Source organism: Rhodococcus sp. 14-2470-1b (assembly GCF_002259415.1).
In the GTDB taxonomy this organism is placed as follows: Bacteria; Actinomycetota; Actinomycetes; order Mycobacteriales; family Mycobacteriaceae; genus Rhodococcoides.
Genome location: NZ_NPFY01000011.1, coordinates 542,478 through 565,009, shown reverse-complemented (window position 1 = coordinate 565,009; position 22,532 = coordinate 542,478). Strand labels below are relative to the sequence as shown.

The window sequence follows — 22,532 nt, the reverse complement described above, 5'->3', positions numbered from 1 at the left end:
ACTACACGTGCAGGTGTGTGTCGGTGCCTGCGGCTTCGAGCTTTCGGTTCCTCATCACTGAACTGATGAATGCTGCACCGATGAAGAACACACCGACCAACCCGGTGACGATCTCGTTGATGTGCACGCCGATGGAGACCATCAGGATGATCGCCAGTGCACCGATTGCCCAGTGTGCACCGTGCTCCAGGTATACGTAGTCGCTGAGCGTTCCCTTGCGCACCAGGAACACCGTGATCGACCGAACGAACATCGCGCCGATGAAGCCGAGGCCCAGAGCGATGATGATCGGGTCCGCGGTGATGGCGAACGCGCCGATGACGCCGTCGAACGAGAACGACGCGTCGAGGACCTCGAGGTAGAGGAACAGGAAGAAGCCGGCCTTGCCGGTTGCCTTGGCAAGCTCACTCGGTCCGCCCGAGCCCTCCTCGCCCTCTTCCTCGACGTGGAACAACTCGCCGAGGCCGTTGACGGCGATGTAGGTGATCATGCCGAGCACACCGGCAACCATGACCGTGGAGATCTTCTCGTCCTCGGCGAGGAACTCGGCCGTCAGGACGAGAATGATGCTGGCGACGACGACGGACAGCTGATCGAGCCTGCCGATCTTCGCGAGAGGCTTCTCGAGCCAGCTGAGCCAGGTGATCTCGCGGTCCTCGAAGATGAAGCCGAGGAACAGCATCAGCAGGAACATGCCGCCGAACGCCGCGATCTGTGGATGCGCGTCGGTCAGGAGTGTCTCGTAGCTGGGTCGGCCGTCGTCGAAGTACGCGGCGTCGTTCGGCGGCGGGTTGAGGGCGAGATCGATGGCGGCGACGGGGCCGAGACCCGACGCGGCCCAGACGATGACCAGCGGGAACAGCAAGCGCATACCGAAGACAGCGATGATGATGCCGATGGTGAGGAAGATCTTCTGCCAGAACTCGCTCATGCGGCGAAGGACGGTGGCGTTGATGACCGCGTTGTCGAAGGACAGCGACACCTCGAGAACGCCGAGGATCAGCACCAGGAACAGTGCCTGCCAGCCGCCGTAGAGGAAGGCGACGATCACCGAGACGATGGTGACGCCTATGGACCAACCGAAGATGCGTAGAACCACGGGCGTGTGGCCTTTCTGTAGCCGGCGCAGGTATTGGGACGAACCGGGCTGTGTGCAAACACGACAAACCCCGCCTCAATCATGAAGGAAGAGGCGGGGTAGTCCCAATCTTGACCTGGGCTTTACTACACATTTACTCCGAAATCGCGGGCGATTCCGGCGAGGCCGGACGCGTATCCCTGGCCCACTGCGCGGAACTTCCACTCTGCACCGTTGCGGTAGAGCTCACCGAACACCATGGCCGTTTCCGTCGACGCGTCCTCGCTCAGGTCGTAGCGGGCCAGCTCGGACTGGTCGGCCTGGTTGATCACGCGGATGAACGCGTTGCGAACCTGACCGAACGACTGCGAGCGTGCGTCGGCGTCGTAGATCGACACGGGGAAGGTGATCGTGTCGACGTTCGGCGGCACAGCGGCGAGGTCCACCTTGATCTGCTCGTCGTCGCCATCGCCTTCACCGGTGGTGTTGTCACCGGTGTGCTCGATGGAACCGTCGGGGGACTTCAGGTTGTTGAAGAACACGAAATGCTGATCGCTGAGAGCCTTCTTGTCGGCACCGAGCGCGATGGCGCTGGCGTCGAGGTCGAAGTCCGTTCCGGTCGTCGACCGGATGTCCCATCCGAGGCCGACCGTGACTGCGGTCAGGTTGGGAGCTGCCTTCGTGAGTGAGACATTGCCGCCCTTGCTGAGGCTGACGCCCATGACTTTCCTTTCGCCGTGAGTTCCCCTTCCGAGGAACACCGTAGTGTCTCGCGTGCCCGATTGGTCACTTTCGTCTTCGGTTCACAACGCTAACGCGCACCACACACCGCGAAGTTCCCGTCAGTACTATCGGGCTGGTGACAAGTCGCCGACCTGGACTCTTCCGCCGCTCGGGCGAGACGGATCCGCGTGCGCGCGAGACTCGAGCATCCCAGGCGCAGAGCACGGCCGTTGCTGCTTTTCTCGATATGGACAAGCGCCAGTCCATCGCGTCGTCCGGCGTCGACGCCGTCCGTTCGATGCACCCCGATCGGGATCCGACCGCCGCGTGGGCACCGGCCGAGAAGGCCTGCTTCGACGCAGGCGCGGCATACCTCGCGGCGATGGAACAGTACGACGGCATCGTGACCGGGCCGGCCCAAGCGGCATTCCAGAACGCCGCCCACCTGCTGGGCGAGGCAGCCAAAGCCGTCGACCGGTTCTACGCGGCCCATCGCGACGACCTCGAGCAGGCACGATCCGCGCTCGCCGCGACACCGCGACTGGCTCAGGACGCCAAAGCTCTGGCCGAGAAGGCCCAACTGGCCGTCGCATCGGCCGATCCTGCATTCATCGACTACCCCTCGATTCGCTCGGCGTGGCGCGCCGTCGACACCGCGGTCGCTGACCTCGACACCGCAATGAGTTCGAACGACGCCGTGCGCGCCCGTACCGCCGCGGCGGCGGTACGGGAAGCCGCCGAAGAGCTGGAATCCGCAGTTGCCGCGGCACCAGGGCGCACCGCCGAGGCGAGGGCTGCGCTGACGTCGGTGAAAACAAGAGTCGAAGCGGTTCGCACCCGATTCGACCGCCTCGCCCCCGCATTCTCCGCATTGCTCCGCGAGTTCAATGTCGCCAGCTCGGCGGACCTGTCGCACAACGAACAGCACAGCGCCCGGCACATCGAGCAAGCCGAGGAGGACCTGTCCGCAGCCCGGGCCTCGTTCTCCTCGTCCAACCCCGAGCAGGCGCTCGACTACATCGCCCAGGCGCGTAGCCACCTGTCCGACGCCGAGGAACTGGTCGACGCCGTCACCGAACGCCTGGAACTGCTGCGCGAGGTGAAACTCGACCCAACAGGCGAAGAACGCGCGGTGCGCTTCAAGTTACGAGATGCACAACAGCTCGCCGTCAATCGTTCCCTGGTTGCCGAATGGGGGTCGGTGTTGGATGCTCAGCTGGCTCGAATCGACCGTGCAACCGCAACGCTGACAGGAACACACCCCGACTACTGGTCCTACCTCCAGGACCTGAGAAGTATTTCCGGCTTCATCTCCGGGGTGATCGACCGAATGCGCGGCTCGGCTCGCTAGATCACCTGTCACTACCTGCGAAGGATCTCGGTGCAACATTTCAGACATCTCGACGGGGCAGTCCTGGATCGACTGTTCCTGCACGCGCCGGAAAAGATCGACACCGCGGGCGATCTCGGCCTCGTCGCCGTCGGTCTCGGAGCAACCCTCTACATGCCTGCGACCCGCGCGGACCTGACCGAGACGTTGATCAAGCGCAGTGCAGAGGGGGTGTGCTCGCTCGTGATCGATCTCGAGGACGCGGTCGCCGATCACAACCTCGAAGAGGCGATCGACAACGCGGTCGCGACGCTCGACGGCCTCGCCGCCGACGACGTCCACGGCTCGCTCGTGTTCGTCCGTGCACGAACCGCGCAGCAGATCGAACGCATCTGCACCTCGCTCCGCACCGACGCGTCGGCGTTGGCCGGGTTCGTGATTCCCAAGTTCACCGCCGCACGAGGAGGTGCCTTCCTCGACGAGGTCGTTCGCGGTTCCACTCGTCTCGGCCGGCGTCTGTTCTCGATGCCGGTGTTGGAGTCACCGGAGGTGGTGTTCCGCGAAACCCGCGATACCGAGCTCGTCGCGATCCGCGCTCTGCTGCAGGATCATCGAGAACAGATCCTCGCCGTGCGCATCGGAGCCACCGACATGTGCGGAATGTTCGGAATTCGCCGCGACCGAGACCTCACCATCTACGACGTCCGCGTCGTCGCCGACGTCATCAGCGCCATCGTCAACCACCTGGGCCGGAGCAACGAATCCGGGTTCGTCATCACCGGACCGGTGTGGGAGTACTTCGCCGACCACGAACGCATGTTCCGGCCCATGCTCCGCCAGACACCGTTCGCCGAGCAGGAAGCCGTGCGCTTCCGCCACCAACTCGTCAGCCATGACCTCGACGCACTGCTCCGCGAGGTTGCCCTCGACCGCGCCAACGGAATTCAGGGAAAGACCGTCATCCATCCGTCGCACGTAGCGGCGGTGCACGCGCTGTCGGCTGTCACCCACGAGGAATACCACGACGCTCTCGACATCCTGGAATCCGACGCAGGCGGTGTGCGCGCGTCCGGATACGGAAACAAGATGAACGAGCTCGGCCCGCACCGCAACTGGGCGCATCAGACCCTGCTGCGCGCCCGCGCGTTCGGGGTGACCAACGAGGGCATCACCTTCGTCGAACTACTGAAAGAGCTAGCAGAACGATGACCGACCCGACCTCGGGAATACACCTGACCACCACGAGCACCTCGTCGGACTGGACCATCGAGGAGCTCGTTCGACCGGGACTGCGGCGCAATCCCCGCCGAGCACACCTGCTGGTGTCGGAGGTACTCGGCAAACACATTCCGGTCGATCCATCCGTCGTGACCGGTGCTGCCGACGCACTGGGAGACCTGGTTCTCGAAGCAGTGGGCGGATCCGACGTCGACGTCCTCGGTTTCGCGGAAACCGCAACTGGACTCGGCCATTGTGTTGCCGCACGCCTGAACGCGCACTGCTACCTGCACTCGACGCGGCGAGACGTGCCGGGAACCGGGGTGTACGCCGAGTTCCAGGAAGGCCACTCCCACGCCACCGATCACCAACTGTTGCCCACCTCGCCGGGCGTTCTCGACCCACAGCTGCCACTCGTTCTCGTCGACGACGAGATATCGACCGGTAGAACAGCACTCGACGCTGTCCGAGCTCTCCACGCCGTGACACCACGCACCCGGTACGTCATCGCCTCGCTCGTGGACATGCGCACCGACGAGCATCTCGCGGAATCCGCCGCCGTGGCCGACGAACTGGGAGTCACGCTCGACTCGGTCAGCCTCGCCCAGGGCCGTGTCGCGCTGGCGGACAACCTGATCGACTCCGTCGTCGCGTTGCCGGAACCGGCGTACAACCCCGTCGCCGACCACGCAGGCACCATCACGCGAGTCGCCGCACACTGGCCGGAGACCGTTCCGGACGGTGGCCGTCACGGTTTCCGTGCCGGAGACACGGCGTCGTTCCTCACTGCGACCACCGAGGTCGCCGACGCCGTGGCATCGGCACTCGAGCCCGGGCGGCCGGTCGTCGTACTCGGGCACGAGGAACTGATGTACCTGCCACTGAAAGTCGCAGCGGCACTGTCGGACCGCGGCCATCCGGCACTGTTCCAGACCACCACCCGATCGCCGGCCTACGTACTCGACGAGCCGAGCTACCCCCTGCGCCGAGGGTTCAAGTTCCTCGCCCCGGAAGACGGCGAAGCCCAGGACCGGTACGTCTACAACGCGTCGGGGCCGAAGAACGCACAGATCGTGCTGATCGTCGACGCACCCGCGGACACCGACCGTCTGTTCGCATCCGGCGGAGTCGCCGACGTTCTGGCCGCATCCGGTTCCGACATCCTGGTCGTCGTGGTCCGTGGTGCGGACCCACAGCGGCTCATCGTGTCCCGACGGGCAGAACCCCTGACCGGACCGGCCTTCGGGTCCTACGCACCGAACGAGGTGACGTGGCTACTGAAGGACCTCTCCGACATCTCGCTGGAAGCGGACATCGCCGAACGCGAGCGCAAGATCCAGGAAGGTACGGCCCACTACGCCGAATCGTTGCCCGTCGAGTACCAACCCGATGCCGCCTACCGCGAGCTGTTCGAAGAAGTGCTGCACGACAGCGCGTCTCGATTGGCGCTTGCCGTCGGCACCGTCACCGAACTCGTACTGGCCGAGCGGGGACACGACATCGTTCTCGCATCGCTTGCACGCGCAGGCACACCGGTCGGAATCCTGATGCGTCGCTGGGCTCACGAGATGCACGGCATCGAGATCCCGCACTACGCCGTGTCGATCGTGCGCGATCGCGGAATCGACTCCGTTGCACTGAAATACCTCTCCGACCACCACGACCCACGTTCGGTCGTCTTCGTGGACGGCTGGACCGGCAAGGGCGCGATCGCGCGCGAACTCTCGGCCGCACTGGCCGAATTCGACGGAGCCGACTTCGACGACGACCTCGCCGTACTGGCCGACCCCGGCCACTGCGCGAGAACCTACGGCACCAGGGACGACTTCCTCATCGCGTCGGCCTGCCTCAACTCGACCGTGTCCGGCCTCGTCTCACGCACCGTCCTCAACGCAGATCTCATCCGCGACGGCGACTTCCACGGAGCCAAGTACTACGCGGAACTCGCCGCCGACGACGTGTCCAACCACCTACTCGACACCGTCTCCGCACAGTTCGCCGACGTACGCGACGCGGCCAGCGCGGAGGCGTCGACGATCGGGGAGTCGGATCGGACGCCGACGTGGACCGGGTGGGCGTCGGTGGAGAAGGTGCGTGAGGAATTCGGCATCTCGCACGTCAACTTCGTCAAGCCCGGAGTGGGCGAGACGACAAGGGTCCTGCTGCGGCGCGTTCCCTGGCGAGTCCTGGTACGTGATTCGAATGCTCCGGAGCACAAGCACATTCGGATGCTCGCCGAGGCGAGGGGGGTGCCCGTCGTCGAAGTTCCCGATCTCGCGTACTCCTGCATGGGACTGATCAAGGACGTCACGTGAGCACTGCCCTGATCTCGGTGGACCTGGATCGAACGATGATCTATTCGTCGGCAGCACTGGGCTTTCCGATAGACGCCTCGGTCACCTGCGTCGAGATGTACGACGGCGGGCCGTTGTCCTACATGAGCATGCGCTCGACGGAGTTACTCCGGAAACTGGCCTCCGAGGCAGTCGTTGTCCCGACGACGACGAGGACCGTCGAGCAGTTCGACAGGATCGATCTGCCCGGCGCACCGTGGCGGTACGCCATCACCAGCAACGGAGGCAACATCCTGGTCGACGGCGTGCCCGACGCCTCCTGGCGCGCCTCCTTCGACGACGTCGACCTACCGGCCGTTCAGCAGGAACTCGCGGCACGCGCCGACGGCGACTGGGTTCTGAAACGACGCACCGCCGACGACCTGTTCTGCTACCTCGTCGTGGAGCCCGACGCTGTGCCCGCCGGGTTCATGGACGACTGGTCGCAGTGGTGCGCCGCGCGTGGATGGAACGTCTCTCAGCAGGGCCGCAAGATCTACTCGATGCCCGACGTGGTCAGCAAGAGCCGCGCAGTCGCCGAGGTCCGCACCCGCGCCGTCGACGACGGACTTCTGAGGCCGGAATCCATCGCACTCGCCGCCGGTGACGGCGCACTCGATGCGGACATGCTGCTCGCTGCGGACCACGCCATTCGGCCCGCGCACGGCGAACTCGATGCACTGAACTTCCGTCCACCTGGCTTGACCGTCACCACCGCAACCGGCGGACGCGCGGGCGAGGAGATCCTCGACTGGTTTTTCGGGCGAATCGCGGAGCACATGGAACCGTGAGCGTCTCCGGTGCGTCCAACTAGGCAAAGGGTTGCGTAGAAGTTGGTTGGACCACTACAGGGGGCAGTCATGGGGATGCACGCGAGCGGACCTGACCGGAGCGGGCGGTGAATCCGGAGCCGGCCACAACGGAGGCGGTGGCAGCATCGATGATCAGCCTCCCCCGCGGCATGGATCTCGCACTCAATGGTGGCTCCGACCGGGCGCGCGAGGCCGGGGCCGAGATCAGAGACAACGCCATGGCGCAGTTCGGGTACACCGCGGTGTACGACGGCAGGGCCGTCGACGACGACCCGTTCGAGGTCATGTCGCACGAGGACATCTGGAGCAAAGCGCAGGCGCTTCAGGCCGAGCACATCGACGCCACGTCCGGCAACTGGCGAATCCTGGGCAACGACGCTGCAACCGACGCCGCCGCCTTCGCGTTGAAGGTGACCAACCAGGTCGGGACCAACTGGCAGGGCGTCGCGGCCGAGGCCGCCGGGCAGGGTGTCGATCGCTACGCGACCTCGGCAGGCGAATTGATGCTGGCCGCCGACGGTCTTTCGCAGAAAGTTCAAGCGACGTCGGCCGGAGTCAACGCCACCCGCGCGGCCCTGCCTCCGCCCGTTCCCTATGGCACCGGCGAGAAGATTTTCGACGTGGGATCCTGGCTCACCAGAACACTGCTGCCCGGCGACCTGAAGAGTTTCCAACACCTCCACGAAGAAGCGGAGGAGGCTGCTCGTACCGTGATGAAGACGCAGTATGCGCCCGTCATTCGCGAAGCGGCCGTTCAGGTTCCGGTTCTTCCGCCCGCACTGAATCCGTTGAGCGGTTCCGAGGGGCTTACCTTTTCGTACCCTGGCGCGTCTCGGCCGGATTCCGGTGGTTCCGGGTGGAGCGGTATGTCCGGAGGCAGCGCCGGTCCCGGCAGCGCTGGGACGAGTACTGCGACCCCAGGCGGCGCCGGCTCACCCGCGACACAGCAGGCTCCCTCCACGGAGGCATCGAGCTGGGCGCCTGCAGAATCCGCTGCATCGCCTGCGGGCCAAACCAATTCGAGCTCGTACGGTACCGGGCAGGGAAACGGCGGAGCCCAGGGCACCGGCGCACCCTCGTCCACCAGCAGCGCAGCAGCGGGATCACCGGTCGGCGGAGCACTCGCGCCGGGCGGTTCCGGTGGGCGGCCGGGAGGTAACGGCGCAGGCTCGCGATTCGGTTCGGGAGGTTCCGGTGGCTCCGGCGGCGTACGCGGTGGCGGCGGCCTGGGTCCGGGCGGCCTGGGCGCAGGCGGCTTCGGAGGAGGTTCGTCGGTCGGTGGCCCGTCCGGGAGCGGACTGGGAGCGGCCGGAGGCGGCGGTGTCGCCGGGGCAGCCGGAGCGACGGCTGGACGTCCCGGCACCCCGGGAATGGGTATGGGCGGCATGGCCCCTGCTGCAGGCCGCGGAGGGGGCGGTGGCGACGACGATGTCCATCAGACACCCGGCTACCTGATCGACGCGGTGAACGGAGACGAACTGATCGGATCGCTTCCGCTCGTGGCACCCCCGGTGCTCGGAGAGTGACACTTCGGCATTGGACACTCGACGGTCTCGTGTTCAGGATGCTTCTCGAGCAATCCGGGCGAGACCGCCTGCCGTTCCCCCTGCAGCATCGTCCGATGGCCGACTCCGCTGCCGACTATCACCGCAGACGTCACGAGGCCACGACTGCCGCGCTCGAGATCCTGGACGAGGATCTTCGTTTCGCGATCCGGACGATCGTCGAGCCGGTTGTGCGGGTGGAACTCGTCGGACACGTGAGGACCGGAGACACCGCGCACACGAAACTGCGCGCGCACGCAGCCGTGGGACACGACGTAGCCGTCGTTCTGACGCAGGCACCCGGCATCGACGACCGCTCCGGCGGCGACATCACTCTGGAGACGATGGAATCTTTCCGAGGTGTGCGTGCCGTGGTGGACGTGTTGCCGAACGTGGTGCGCGGCACCGGCCCGCGGATCGATGTGAGCCGGCCCGCCACCGAGAGCGGCACGGACAGATCACCTCTGCTGCAGAGTATGTCGCGCACGAGCAACGACGACCGCTACGAGCGTCTGTTCTCCCGTCCACCGTCCAGTGCAGGCGAGATCCTGGTGTGCGCCGGCCCGGCACCGGACAGCAGGCTGACCGAAGGAACGACCGGTGTGCAGTGGGTGGATTTCGCCGACGACGGGCGCTACATGATCCGGCACACGTCGATCATCAGCGTGATTCCGGTGACGGTGTCGGAGCTGGTATCGGAGGTGCGGGGACTCGTCGGGAAAGCCACGGCGGTTCGATGACCCGTTGACACCATAACGATTCTCGATACTATATCGATATTCGTTGTTATCGACTATCGATATGGAGTTGTCATGGGCTCGTCACTGGGATCGCGACGATCGAACCGGATAGTGATGGCAATCTATGCCCTGATCGCCGTCGGCTGGTCGGCGTGGAGGCTGTTCGAGTACGGGCTGTCGTCCTACATTCGGGTCTCGGTCGAGCCCGTCGTCGACACTCCCGTCGTCGGCCTCTACGGCGGTGAGCTCCAGCCCGGAAACGTGGTCGAGTTGGCATTCGCCAAGTCCGACGTGCAACGCCTGATGGGAATGATCGATTTCTTCCGATACTCCGAGATAGTCGTCGGACTGGTTCTGTTGCTGGTGGGGATGACATTCCTGTATCGGTTCTGCGACCGAGTGATCGACGGCCGGGCCTTCGGGAAGGGCGCGACAGTTGACCTGACGGTGGTGGCCGTCGTTCTGATGCTCTACCCGTTCCTCACCGGAATGCTGCGGCAGATGGGCACCAACTCTGTCCTGGGATCGCTCGAGCTGACCGATGTACTGGACACTGCGGCCAGCTTCGACGGGGTCTGGATCGCGATTGCGGTCGCCGCATTCCTCCAATTCGTCTACGCAGCAATCCAACAGGGCACGAAGCTCGTCGAGGACACCGAGGGATTGGTCTGATGGGTGAGCCCGCCGAACACCTGATCACCTGCCATCTCGGGGAGATACTCGATGCCCGCGGAATGACCTTGGCCGAGCTCTCCCGTGTCGCGGGCGTCAGCGTCGTGAACCTGTCGGTGCTGAAGAACGACCGAGCCAAAGCAATTCGGTTCAGCACACTGACGGCGGTGTGCCTCGCGCTCGGGTGCACGCCCGGCGACCTGTTCAGCGTCCGGACGCAGTAGCCCCATCCGGACAAATCCACCCAGTACATTGGTGTGCAGCATCCGCATCCGACCGAAGGACTTCTTTCATGTCTGCTCCCGGCCAACCCTTGGCAAAGGGTCAGAACGGCCCGATCACAGCAGCCGATGTTCTCGTCTCTGTGCAACTGTCCGCGCCCGCCGATCTGTCCGCCCTGTTGGTGACGGCGGACGGAAAGGTGCGAACCGACGCAGACTTCGTCTTCTTCAACCAGCCGACCGGACCTGGCGTTCGGCTGGTCTCCGGCCAAGCCGGGCAACCGGCACAGCTCGCCGTGTCGCTCGCGCAGATTCCGGCGGACATCGAGCAGATTCGCGCGGTCATCACGCTCGAGGATGCATCGTCCAACTTCGGCCGGTCCGCACCCCCGGCAGCGTACGTGAGCGACGGTCAGGGAAATCCCCTCTACCACTACACCATCGACGGCCTGAGCAGCGAGTCCATCGTCATCGCAGTCGAGATCTACCGTCGCGCCGGAGCATGGAAGGTCCGCGCCGTCGGGCAGGGGTATGCCGGCGGATTCGCGGCCCTGGTAACCGACCACGGTGTATCCGTCGACGATGCACCGGCTGCCCCCGCAGCTCCGACACCGCCTCCAGCCGCAACACCAGCTCCCACGCCGACACCAGCTCCGGCAGCGCCGCCCGTGCCGCCGCCACCCGCCGCGCCCGCAGGTCCACCCGAGGTCAACCTCACGAAAGCACGCCCCGTCAGCCTCAGCAAAGGCCAGAAGGTCACGCTGAAGAAGGACGGCGGAGTCGCCCTGACCATCATCCGCATGGGACTCGGCTGGGACCCTGTCCAGGCACCGAAGAAGACCAGCTTCTTCGGCGGGGGCGGCAAAGGCGGCAACATCGACCTCGACGCATCGGCCATCATGTTCGCCGGGAACAACGTCGCCGACGTCGTCTACTACGGTCAACTCCGCGCCAAGGACGGATCCATCCTGCACCAGGGCGACAACCTCACCGGCGAAGGAGAAGGCGACGACGAGGTCGTGAACGTCGACCTCACCCGCGTACCCCCGCAGATCACAGCCATCGTCTTCACGGTGACCTCCTACCGAGGGCAGACCTTCGAGCAGATCCAGAACGCCTTCTGCCGACTCGTCGACGACACCAACAACGCCGAACTCGCGCGCTTCACCCTGCAAGGCGGCATGCCGTTCACCGGCCTGGTCATGGCCAAGGTCTACCGCGACGGGGGCAACTGGAAACTCCAGGCCATCGGCGAAGGCATCAACGCCAAACACGCCGGCGAAGCCGTACCTCAACTCGGGCCCTACATCCGGCCCTGACAACCTCGCCCCGCCGCGCCCCGACCCTCCCGGTCGGGGCGCCCGGACGAGCCCCGCCCGGACGGCAACCGGGTCGGAGCGAAAGCGGACTTCAGTCAGTCTGACTGACCGAACCCCACGTTCGGTCAGAAGATGAGGCCGACTGCCCATTCCGGTCGCAGCCCCGGACGCAGCCCCGCCCGGAGCGAAAGGACGGGCCCCAGGTCGGAGCGAAAGCGGACTTCAGTCAGTCTGACTGACCGAACCCCACGTTCGGTCAGGAAATGGGGCCCAGGCCGGAACCGGAGCCGCCACCCCGGGGTGCAGGGGTACCGGTCGAGACGCGGTGGACGTCGCGGGTGTGGTCGAGGACGCCGCCGATGGGGTCGTCGGTGCCGTTGCGACGGATGAGGTCTTCCTGGGGTCGGTAGATCTGCCGGACAACGAGTGCGCAGAGGCCGATGACGGCGATGTCGCGGAGAACGATTGCGGCGGTGAACCATTGCTCGGGCACGCCTTTGTTGCCGATGCCGAGGTAGTAGTACATACGAGGGAACCAGATGAGGGCGTCGACGGTCATCCAGGCGAGGAGCAGTCGGCGGTGCGGCAGTGCGAGGACCGCGAGCGGTACGAGCCACAGCGAGTATTGGGGGCTCCAGACCTTGTTGGTCAGAAGGAATCCCGCGACGACGAGAAAGCAGAGCTGCGCCAACCTGGGGCGCATGGGGGCGTTGACTGCGATGTAGGCGATTGCGACGCAGACGATTGCGAAGAGTCCGAGGGTGACGGCGTTGAGTACCAACGGTTTGTCGCCGGGGTAGAGGGTGCCGTCGAAGCCGCCCCAGCCGGTGAAGGACGTGATGACGTTGTAGATCGAGTCGGGGTCGGCGCCGCGGGCGGAGTTGAGGCGGAAGAACTCGTACCATCCGCTCGGATAGAGCAGTGCAATGGGAAGATTGACGACGAGCCAGGCTGCGACGGCCGCGCAGGTGGCTTGTCCCCATTCCCTCATCTTTCCGGCGCGCCAGCACAGCACGAGGAGCGGTCCGAGCAGCAGGAGGGGATACAGCTTGGCGGCGCCGCCGAGCCCCAGCAGAACACCTGCGAGGATCGGTTTCTTGCGACCCCAGGCGAGGAGCGCGCCGGCGGCGAAAGCGGTTGCGAGAGCGTCGAAATTGGTGAAGCCATGGACCACGACGAGGGGCGACACGGCGACGAGGGCGGCGTCCCAAATTCTTCGTCCGGCGGATATGGCGGTGGCCCACACTGTCACCAGCCAGGCGATGGCCAAGCCGATGACGACGACGTTGAAGTAGACGGCGACCGGGAGCGCCTGCGGCAACCAGGACACCGCACTCCATGCGTCGGCCACGACCATCGACCCGTACTGGTACAGCCCGGACAGCACCGGGTACTCCATGTAGCGGATCTGGGTCGTGCCGTCGGCAGCTACTTCTTCCCAGGACTTCTTGTACGGGAAGGCGCCCTCGTCGAGACGTTCGGCTCCGAACAACGGCACGGTGTCGGAGTAGCACATCGCCACGTACTGACGGCTGCCGCTCCAGTCGAGCCCGAGTTCTCCGTCGGGACCGTTGGGAGCCTGTTGAATACAGCCCGCCTTCGCGAACCAGCCGAACGCGAGAAACACGACGGCGAGCAGCAACAGAACCCGCAGCGGGGTGAGGAAGCGTTGCCTGCCGATCAGCGCGTGCCGACCGGCGGGGCCTCCGATGGCGGCCGTGAGTTCGGCCGCCATCGGGTCCGACGTGGCGGGTAGATCCCGGGCACTGTTCGAGCGAAGATCCGGCGCGAGCGGTCCCGGACTTGCAACCCTGCGTTCGACGGGGGTGCCGGGGTTGCTGTCGCTCACTCCGGACAGGTTACCGGCCCGGGGCCGGTTCGGGTTCCTGCGCTGGAGCCTCCGGTTCGGCTGGAGTCTCCGGCGTCGGAGCAGGCGCCAGTCCGGGTAGCGGGATGGTCACACCGGGCAGGATTTCCACCTGGCGTGGGGTGATCACCACCGGCGGAGAAATCTCCGTCGGGATCGGCAGTGTGATGGGCGGAGCCTCGGACGTCGGAGCGACGGTCGTCGGCGCGGCCGGCGCCGAATACTGCGGCACGCCTGCCTGTCCCGCGATGGGCTCAGGCGTCGGGAACGTCTCGTTGGTCGTTCCTTCGAGGGTCCCGTCCATCGTGTCTTTCCAGATGTCCGACGGAATTCCGGAGCCGTAGATCGAGCCGCCGTAGCTGTTCTGCAGCGGCAGCCCCTGCTCGGTACCGACCCACACCGCGGTGGACAGCGACGGGGTGTAGCCCACCATCCAGGCATCCTTGTTCTCGCCAGTGTCTCCGAGCTGCGCCGTGCCCGTCTTCGCTGCGGACTGGCGTCCTCCGGCGAGGTTGTGCCCGTTGGAGTAACCGGCAATGGGACGCATTGCGGCGGTGACGTTGTCCGCCACAGCAGCGGGGACGACCTGCTGGCCGGGCTCGGCACCTCGGTCGAGAAGGACGGTGCCGTCTGCCGTCACGACGCGTTGCACGAAGTGCGGTGCGTGGTAGATGCCCGATGCGGCGAGGGTGGCGTAGGCGGAGGCCATGTCGATGACACGTGACTGGTACTGACCGAGGACGATTCCGTTGTTCGGGCCGACGCCGTCGCCTTCGGTCAATGTGGGTCCGACGCCCGGAATTTCCTCGGCGACACCCAGTTTGTGGGCCATGTCCGCGATGGACTGCGGGCCGTTGTCCATGGCGAGCTGCATGCGATAGAAGCTCGTGTTCAACGATCGTTTGAGCGCCTCCGCGATGGTGCACGTTCCGCAGGACTCACCTTCGACGTTGCCGATGGAGATGCCGTTGACCGTCAGCGGAGAGCTGTCGTACATCTGCGACAACGGGATGCCCTGGTCGAGTGCCGCGGCGAGACCGAACACCTTGAAAGACGAGCCCGTCTGCAGACCGGACTGCGCGAAGTCGAATCCACGGCCGTCGGCGCCGCCGTAGTACGACTTGACCGCCCCGGTTCTGGGGTCGATGGACACCGACGCTGTGCGCAGGTCGCCCGGCTCTCCTTCGAGGTTGCTGTTCACCGCGTCGATGGCGGCGGCTTGCGCGGCCGGGTCGATCGTCGTGGTGATCTGCAGGCCTTCGGTGTTCAGGTCCTGCTCACTGACTCCCGCGGCGGACAGTTCGCGGAGAACCTGCGCCTTGATGAGTCCGTTGGGGCCGCTGTCGGTGTCGTCGTTCGATGCAGCCGAGCTGGGGATCCACGGCGGATAGACCATGGCTGCGCGCTGAGCCTGATCGATGTTGCCCTGGCTGACCATCCCGTCGAGCACGTAGTCCCATCGCGACTGGGCACCCTCGGGATTGAACTCGGGGTCCAGGCCGGAGGGCTGCTGAATCGTCGCGGCGAGGACCGCGCCTTCCTCGATCGTCAGCTGGTCGACCGGCTTGCCGAAGTATGCCGTCGACGCTGCCGCGATGCCGTACGCACCGCGGCCGAAGTAGATCGTGTTCAAGTACGCGGCCAGGATGTCGTCCTTGGACCATTGGCGAGCCATCTTCGAGGAGATGACGAGCTCACGCATCTTTCGGGTCAGAGTGCGCTCGGATCCGACGAGGGCGTTCTTCACGTACTGCTGAGTGATGGTCGAGCCGCCACCGGCGCTGTCACGGCCCAGCACGTTGTCGCGCAACGCGCGGCCGAAGCCGGTGATCGAGAAGCCGGGGTTGGAGTAGAAGTCACGATCCTCCGCCGACAGCACGGCGTTGCGCACGTGCAGCGGGATCTGGTCGATCGTGACGTCGGTCCGGTTGCCTTCGGGTGGGACGACCCGGCCCAGCTCGGTGGTGCCGTCGGAGGCGAGAATCGTCGCCACCTGATTGGTCTTGATGTCACCGGGACGCGGGACGTCCTCGACGGTGTACGCCACCATGAAGGTGAGGATCGGAACGATCAGACCCAACGCCACCAGCACGTACAAGGTCCGTCGAACTGTGCGCCACTTGGACTTCTTCTTCGTTTTCGCGGCGGAACCTCTCTCGGGCGGTTCGGGCGGTTCGTTGCCCGAAGAGCGTGGAACATCGTCGTCCGGAGGTCCGGTCGGCGGAAGATTGGATGGTGGAACGGGAGGCGGCGGCCCGGCGGCGGGGCGTCGGACATCCTGCCGTGGATTCGGCAGCGGAGGACGACCCGGAGGCGGGTTCTGCAGAGGACGCCCTAGGGCGTCCTCTGCAGAACCCGCCTCCGGGTCGTCCTCCGCTGCCGAATCCACGGCAGGATGTCCGACGCCCCGCCGCCGGGCCGCCGCCTCCCGTTCCACCATCCAATCTTCCGCCGACCGGACCTCCGGACGACGATGTTCCACGCTCTTCGGGCAACGAACCGCCCGAACCGCCCGAGAGAGGTTCCGCCGCGAAAACGAAGAAGAAGTCCAAGTGGCGCACAGTTCGACGGACCTTGTACGTGCTGGTGGCGTTGGGTCTGATCGTTCCGATCCTCACCTTCATGGTGGCGTACACCGTCGAGGACGTCCCGCGTCCCGGTGACATCAAGACCAATCAGGTGGCGACGATTCTCGCCTCCGACGGCACCACCGAGCTGGGCCGGGTCGTCCCACCCGAAGGCAACCGGACCGACGTCACGATCGACCAGATCCCGCTGCACGTGCGCAACGCCGTGCTGTCGGCGGAGGATCGTGACTTCTACTCCAACCCCGGCTTCTCGATCACCGGCTTCGGCCGCGCGTTGCGCGACAACGTGCTGGGCCGTGACAGCGCCGGTGGCGGCTCGACCATCACTCAGCAGTACGTGAAGAACGCCCTCGTCGGATCCGAGCGCACTCTGACCCGAAAGATGCGTGAGCTCGTCATCTCCTCGAAGATGGCTCGCCAATGGTCCAAGGACGACATCCTGGCCGCGTACTTGAACACGATCTACTTCGGCCGCGGTGCGTACGGCATCGCGGCAGCGTCGACGGCATACTTCGGCAAGCCGGTCGACCAGCTGACGATCGAGGAAGGCGCGGTCCTCGCCGCGACGATTCAGCAGCCCTCCGGCCTGGACCCCGAGTTCAATCCCGAGGGTGCCCAGTCGCGATGGGACTACGTGCTCGACGGGATGGTCAGCCAGGGCAACATCGATCAGGCTCAGCGCGCAGCCATGGTCTATCCGCCGTGGATCCCCAGCTCGGCTGCATCGAACGACGACACCGACAGCGGCCCCAACGGACTCATCAAGGCGCAGGTTCTCCGCGAACTGTCCGCCGCGGGAGTCAGTGAGCAGGACCTGAACACCGAAGGCCTGCAGATCACCACGACGATCGACCCGGCCGCGCAAGCCGCCGCCATCGACGCGGTGAACAGCAACCTCGAAGGAGAGCCGGGCGACCTGCGCACAGCGTCGGTGTCCATCGACCCCAGAACCGGGGCGGTCAAGTCGTACTACGGCGGCGCCGACGGCCGTGGATTCGACTTCGCGCAGTCCGGTCTGCAGACGGGCTCGTCTTTCAAGGTGTTCGGTCTCGCCGCGGCACTCGACCAGGGCATCCCGTTGTCGCAGATGTACGACAGCTCTCCGCTGACGGTCAACGGCATCTCCATCGGCAACGTCGAAGGTGAGTCCTGCGGAACGTGCACCATCGCGGAGGCGCTCAAACGATCGTTGAACACGAGCTTCTATCGCATGCAGCTCGCCATGGACAACGGCCCGCAGTCCATCGCGGACATGGCCCACAAACTGGGTGTCGCCGAGGAAATTCCGGGCGTCGGACCCACATTGACCGAAGGCGACGGCGTCGGCCCGAACAACGGAATCGTCCTCGGTCAGTACCAGTCACGTGTCATCGACATGGCCTCCGCCTACGCCACCCTCGCCGCATCGGGCATCTACCACGCACCGCACTTCGTGCAACGCGTCGTGACGGCAGACGGCACCGTCCTTCTCGACCGAGGTGCCGAGCCCGGCCAGCAGGTCGTCCCCGCTGCTGTGGCGGACAACGTCACCGCCGCAATGCGTCCCATTGCCGGTTACTCCAACGGGCACAACCTCGCCGGAGGACGCCAGTCCGCAGCGAAGACGGGCACGGCGCAGCTCGGAGACACTGGCGAGAACAAGGATGCCTGGATGGTGGGCTACACCCCGTCGCTGTCCACCGCGGTGTGGGTCGGTACCGAGCAGGGGCTGCCGCTGCAGAACAGCTACGGCGGCTCGATCTACGGCTCCGGAATTCCGTCGGACATCTGGAAAGACACGATGGACGGGACCCTCGAAGGAACGACCAACGAGACGTTCCCGACGCCTGAGCCCATCGCGGGACAGGCAGGCGTGCCGCAGTATTCGGCGCCGGCCGCGCCGACGACCGTCGCTCCGACGTCCGAGGCTCCGCCCATCACACTGCCGATCCCGACGGAGATTTCTCCGCCGGTGGTGATCACCCCACGCCAGGTGGAAATCCTGCCCGGTGTGACCATCCCGCTACCCGGACTGGCGCCTGCTCCGACGCCGGAGACTCCAGCCGAACCGGAGGCTCCAGCGCAGGAACCCGAACCGGCCCCGGGCCGGTAACCTGTCCGGAGTGAGCGACAGCAACCCCGGCACCCCCGTCGAACGCAGGGTTGCAAGTCCGGGACCGCTCGCGCCGGATCTTCGCTCGAACAGTGCCCGGGATCTACCCGCCACGTCGGACCCGATGGCGGCCGAACTCACGGCCGCCATCGGAGGCCCCGCCGGTCGGCACGCGCTGATCGGCAGGCAACGCTTCCTCACCCCGCTGCGGGTTCTGTTGCTGCTCGCCGTCGTGTTTCTCGCGTTCGGCTGGTTCGCGAAGGCGGGCTGTATTCAACAGGCTCCCAACGGTCCCGACGGAGAACTCGGGCTCGACTGGAGCGGCAGCCGTCAGTACGTGGCGATGTGCTACTCCGACACCGTGCCGTTGTTCGGAGCCGAACGTCTCGACGAGGGCGCCTTCCCGTACAAGAAGTCCTGGGAAGAAGTAGCTGCCGACGGCACGACCCAGATCCGCTACATGGAGTACCCGGTGCTGTCCGGGCTGTACCAGTACGGGTCGATGGTCGTGGCCGACGCATGGAGTGCGGTGTCCTGGTTGCCGCAGGCGCTCCCGGTCGCCGTCTACTTCAACGTCGTCGTCATCGGCTTGGCCATCGCCTGGCTGGTGACAGTGTGGGCCACCGCCATATCCGCCGGACGAAGAATTTGGGACGCCGCCCTCGTCGCCGTGTCGCCCCTCGTCGTGGTCCATGGCTTCACCAATTTCGACGCTCTCGCAACCGCTTTCGCCGCCGGCGCGCTCCTCGCCTGGGGTCGCAAGAAACCGATCCTCGCAGGTGTTCTGCTGGGGCTCGGCGGCGCCGCCAAGCTGTATCCCCTCCTGCTGCTCGGACCGCTCCTCGTGCTGTGCTGGCGCGCCGGAAAGATGAGGGAATGGGGACAAGCCACCTGCGCGGCCGTCGCAGCCTGGCTCGTCGTCAATCTTCCCATTGCACTGCTCTATCCGAGCGGATGGTACGAGTTCTTCCGCCTCAACTCCGCCCGCGGCGCCGACCCCGACTCGATCTACAACGTCATCACGTCCTTCACCGGCTGGGGCGGCTTCGACGGCACCCTCTACCCCGGCGACAAACCGTTGGTACTCAACGCCGTCACCCTCGGACTCTTCGCAATCGTCTGCGTCGCAATCGCCTACATCGCAGTCAACGCCCCCATGCGCCCCAGGTTGGCGCAGCTCTGCTTTCTCGTCGTCGCGGGATTCCTTCTGACCAACAAGGTCTGGAGCCCCCAATACTCGCTGTGGCTCGTACCGCTCGCGGTCCTCGCACTGCCGCACCGCCGACTGCTCCTCGCCTGGATGACCGTCGACGCCCTCATCTGGTTCCCTCGTATGTACTACTACCTCGGCATCGGCAACAAAGGCGTGCCCGAGCAATGGTTCACCGCCGCAATCGTTCTCCGCGACATCGCCGTCATCGGCCTCTGCGCACTCGTTGTCCGGCAGATCTACCGACCCCAGGAAGACCTCATCCGTCGCAACGGCACCGACGACCCCATCGGCGGCGTCCTCGACCACACCCGCGACGTCCACCGCGTCTCGACCGGTACCCCTGCACCCCGGGGTGGCGGCTCCGGTTCCGGCCTGGGCCCCATTTCCTGACCGAACGTGGGGTTCGGTCAGTCAGACTGACTGAAGTCCGCTTTCGCTCCGACCTGGGGCCCGTCCTTTCGCTCCGGGCGGGGCTGCGTCCGGGGCTGCGACCGGAATGGGCAGTCGGCCTCATCTTCTGACCGAACGTGGGGTTCGGTCAGTCAGACTGACTGAAGTCCGCTTTCGCTCCGACCCGGTTGCCGTCCGGGCGGGGCTCGTCCGGGCGCCCCGACCGGGAGGGTCGGGGCGCGGCGGGGCGAGGTTGTCAGGGCCGGATGTAGGGCCCGAGTTGAGGTACGGCTTCGCCGGCGTGTTTGGCGTTGATGCCTTCGCCGATGGCCTGGAGTTTCCAGTTGCCCCCGTCGCGGTAGACCTTGGCCATGACCAGGCCGGTGAACGGCATGCCGCCTTGCAGGGTGAAGCGCGCGAGTTCGGCGTTGTTGGTGTCGTCGACGAGTCGGCAGAAGGCGTTCTGGATCTGCTCGAAGGTCTGCCCTCGGTAGGAGGTCACCGTGAAGACGATGGCTGTGATCTGCGGGGGTACGCGGGTGAGGTCGACGTTCACGACCTCGTCGTCGCCTTCTCCTTCGCCGGTGAGGTTGTCGCCCTGGTGCAGGATGGATCCGTCCTTGGCGCGGAGTTGACCGTAGTAGACGACGTCGGCGACGTTGTTCCCGGCGAACATGATGGCCGATGCGTCGAGGTCGATGTTGCCGCCTTTGCCGCCCCCGCCGAAGAAGCTGGTCTTCTTCGGTGCCTGGACAGGGTCCCAGCCGAGTCCCATGCGGATGATGGTCAGGGCGACTCCGCCGTCCTTCTTCAGCGTGACCTTCTGGCCTTTGCTGAGGCTGACGGGGCGTGCTTTCGTGAGGTTGACCTCGGGTGGACCTGCGGGCGCGGCGGGTGGCGGCGGCACGGGCGGCGCTGCCGGAGCTGGTGTCGGCGTGGGAGCTGGTGTTGCGGCTGGAGGCGGTGTCGGAGCTGCGGGGGCAGCCGGTGCATCGTCGACGGATACACCGTGGTCGGTTACCAGGGCCGCGAATCCGCCGGCATACCCCTGCCCGACGGCGCGGACCTTCCATGCTCCGGCGCGACGGTAGATCTCGACTGCGATGACGATGGACTCGCTGCTCAGGCCGTCGATGGTGTAGTGGTAGAGGGGATTTCCCTGACCGTCGCTCACGTACGCTGCCGGGGGTGCGGACCGGCCGAAGTTGGACGATGCATCCTCGAGCGTGATGACCGCGCGAATCTGCTCGATGTCCGCCGGAATCTGCGCGAGCGACACGGCGAGCTGTGCCGGTTGCCCGGCTTGGCCGGAGACCAGCCGAACGCCAGGTCCGGTCGGCTGGTTGAAGAAGACGAAGTCTGCGTCGGTTCGCACCTTTCCGTCCGCCGTCACCAACAGGGCGGACAGATCGGCGGGCGCGGACAGTTGCACAGAGACGAGAACATCGGCTGCTGTGATCGGGCCGTTCTGACCCTTTGCCAAGGGTTGGCCGGGAGCAGACATGAAAGAAGTCCTTCGGTCGGATGCGGATGCTGCACACCAATGTACTGGGTGGATTTGTCCGGATGGGGCTACTGCGTCCGGACGCTGAACAGGTCGCCGGGCGTGCACCCGAGCGCGAGGCACACCGCCGTCAGTGTGCTGAACCGAATTGCTTTGGCTCGGTCGTTCTTCAGCACCGACAGGTTCACGACGCTGACGCCCGCGACACGGGAGAGCTCGGCCAAGGTCATTCCGCGGGCATCGAGTATCTCCCCGAGATGGCAGGTGATCAGGTGTTCGGCGGGCTCACCCATCAGACCAATCCCTCGGTGTCCTCGACGAGCTTCGTGCCCTGTTGGATTGCTGCGTAGACGAATTGGAGGAATGCGGCGACCGCAATCGCGATCCAGACCCCGTCGAAGCTGGCCGCAGTGTCCAGTACATCGGTCAGCTCGAGCGATCCCAGGACAGAGTTGGTGCCCATCTGCCGCAGCATTCCGGTGAGGAACGGGTAGAGCATCAGAACGACGGCCACCACCGTCAGGTCAACTGTCGCGCCCTTCCCGAAGGCCCGGCCGTCGATCACTCGGTCGCAGAACCGATACAGGAATGTCATCCCCACCAGCAACAGAACCAGTCCGACGACTATCTCGGAGTATCGGAAGAAATCGATCATTCCCATCAGGCGTTGCACGTCGGACTTGGCGAATGCCAACTCGACCACGTTTCCGGGCTGGAGCTCACCGCCGTAGAGGCCGACGACGGGAGTGTCGACGACGGGCTCGACCGAGACCCGAATGTAGGACGACAGCCCGTACTCGAACAGCCTCCACGCCGACCAGCCGACGGCGATCAGGGCATAGATTGCCATCACTATCCGGTTCGATCGTCGCGATCCCAGTGACGAGC

18 protein-coding genes are annotated in these 22,532 nt (G+C 65.6%); 11 read left to right on the top strand and 7 right to left on the bottom strand.

What is annotated here, in order from left to right:
* Position 1: 1 nt before the first annotated feature.
* The gene (locus CH293_RS09690; protein ID WP_037109792.1) at positions 2 to 1,099 is read right to left on the bottom strand and encodes a DUF475 domain-containing protein; all 1,098 of its coding nucleotides are present in this window, start codon (positions 1,097 to 1,099) and stop codon (positions 2 to 4) included.
* Between the two features lie 125 nt (positions 1,100 to 1,224).
* Positions 1,225 to 1,800, bottom strand: a complete 576-nt coding sequence (locus tag CH293_RS09685) for a TerD family protein (RefSeq protein ID WP_019665152.1) — start codon at positions 1,798 to 1,800, stop codon at positions 1,225 to 1,227.
* Between the two features lie 248 nt (positions 1,801 to 2,048).
* Between CH293_RS09685 and CH293_RS09680 the strand changes: the two genes are divergently transcribed.
* From CH293_RS09680 to CH293_RS09640, 9 genes are all read left to right on the top strand, one after another.
* Positions 2,049 to 3,152, top strand: coding sequence for a hypothetical protein (locus CH293_RS09680; RefSeq protein ID WP_094720070.1), 1,104 nt, complete (start codon positions 2,049 to 2,051; stop codon positions 3,150 to 3,152).
* A 30-nt stretch (positions 3,153 to 3,182) separates the two neighbouring features.
* Positions 3,183 to 4,340 (top strand): HpcH/HpaI aldolase/citrate lyase family protein, encoded by a 1,158-nt coding sequence (locus CH293_RS09675; RefSeq protein WP_037140974.1) that lies wholly within the window; start codon positions 3,183 to 3,185, stop codon positions 4,338 to 4,340.
* A complete protein-coding gene (locus tag CH293_RS09670) occupies positions 4,337 to 6,664 on the top strand; it encodes a phosphoribosyltransferase (protein ID WP_094720071.1) in 2,328 nt (775 codons plus the stop codon). Before CH293_RS09675 ends, CH293_RS09670 begins: the two co-directional genes overlap by 4 nt.
* Positions 6,661 to 7,473 (top strand): hypothetical protein, encoded by an 813-nt coding sequence (locus tag CH293_RS09665; RefSeq protein ID WP_037109800.1) that lies wholly within the window; start codon positions 6,661 to 6,663, stop codon positions 7,471 to 7,473. The genes CH293_RS09670 and CH293_RS09665 overlap by 4 nt, the downstream gene beginning before the upstream one ends.
* A 107-nt stretch (positions 7,474 to 7,580) precedes the next feature.
* Positions 7,581 to 9,020, top strand: coding sequence for a hypothetical protein (locus tag CH293_RS09660; protein WP_094720072.1), 1,440 nt, complete (start codon positions 7,581 to 7,583; stop codon positions 9,018 to 9,020).
* The gene (locus CH293_RS09655; protein WP_094720073.1) at positions 9,017 to 9,778 is read left to right on the top strand and encodes an ESX secretion-associated protein EspG; all 762 of its coding nucleotides are present in this window, start codon (positions 9,017 to 9,019) and stop codon (positions 9,776 to 9,778) included. The genes CH293_RS09660 and CH293_RS09655 overlap by 4 nt, the downstream gene beginning before the upstream one ends.
* Positions 9,779 to 9,892: 114 nt before the next feature.
* Positions 9,893 to 10,450, top strand: coding sequence for a hypothetical protein (locus CH293_RS09650; RefSeq protein WP_094720074.1), 558 nt, complete (start codon positions 9,893 to 9,895; stop codon positions 10,448 to 10,450).
* Positions 10,450 to 10,674: a helix-turn-helix transcriptional regulator gene (locus tag CH293_RS09645; RefSeq protein ID WP_094720075.1), complete on the top strand. Its 225-nt coding sequence runs from the start codon at positions 10,450 to 10,452 to the stop codon at positions 10,672 to 10,674. Before CH293_RS09650 ends, CH293_RS09645 begins: the two co-directional genes overlap by 1 nt.
* Before the next feature lie 68 nt (positions 10,675 to 10,742).
* Positions 10,743 to 11,990, top strand: coding sequence for a TerD family protein (locus CH293_RS09640; RefSeq protein ID WP_170945196.1), 1,248 nt, complete (start codon positions 10,743 to 10,745; stop codon positions 11,988 to 11,990).
* Positions 11,991 to 12,246: 256 nt separating this feature from the next.
* Here the strand turns inward: CH293_RS09640 and CH293_RS09635 are convergent, their stop codons facing one another.
* Positions 12,247 to 13,725, bottom strand: coding sequence for a glycosyltransferase family 87 protein (locus CH293_RS09635; RefSeq protein ID WP_094720109.1), 1,479 nt, complete (start codon positions 13,723 to 13,725; stop codon positions 12,247 to 12,249).
* A 124-nt stretch (positions 13,726 to 13,849) separates the two neighbouring features.
* Positions 13,850 to 15,907, bottom strand: coding sequence for a transglycosylase domain-containing protein (locus CH293_RS09630; RefSeq protein WP_303396210.1), 2,058 nt, complete (start codon positions 15,905 to 15,907; stop codon positions 13,850 to 13,852).
* Between the two features lie 182 nt (positions 15,908 to 16,089).
* Here CH293_RS09630 and CH293_RS09625 point away from each other — a divergent pair, with 182 nt between their 5' ends.
* A complete protein-coding gene (locus tag CH293_RS09625) occupies positions 16,090 to 18,537 on the top strand; it encodes a transglycosylase domain-containing protein (protein WP_255122784.1) in 2,448 nt (815 codons plus the stop codon).
* Positions 18,538 to 18,661: 124 nt separating this feature from the next.
* Complete coding sequence (locus CH293_RS09620) at positions 18,662 to 20,140, top strand: glycosyltransferase family 87 protein (protein ID WP_094720109.1); 1,479 nt, start codon at positions 18,662 to 18,664, stop codon at positions 20,138 to 20,140.
* A gap of 256 nt (positions 20,141 to 20,396) precedes the next feature.
* Here CH293_RS09620 and CH293_RS09615 read toward each other — a convergent pair whose 3' ends face one another.
* The 3 genes from CH293_RS09615 to CH293_RS09605 form a co-directional block, all read right to left on the bottom strand.
* Positions 20,397 to 21,644, bottom strand: a complete 1,248-nt coding sequence (locus CH293_RS09615; RefSeq protein ID WP_170945196.1) for a TerD family protein — start codon at positions 21,642 to 21,644, stop codon at positions 20,397 to 20,399.
* A 68-nt stretch (positions 21,645 to 21,712) separates the two neighbouring features.
* Entirely contained in the window at positions 21,713 to 21,937 is a 225-nt protein-coding gene (locus CH293_RS09610) for a helix-turn-helix transcriptional regulator (RefSeq protein WP_094720075.1), read from the bottom strand.
* On the bottom strand, positions 21,937 to 22,494 hold the full coding sequence (locus CH293_RS09605; protein ID WP_094720074.1) for a hypothetical protein: 558 nt from the start codon (positions 22,492 to 22,494) through the stop codon (positions 21,937 to 21,939). Before CH293_RS09605 ends, CH293_RS09610 begins: the two co-directional genes overlap by 1 nt.
* Between the last annotated feature and the right edge of the window lie 38 nt (positions 22,495 to 22,532).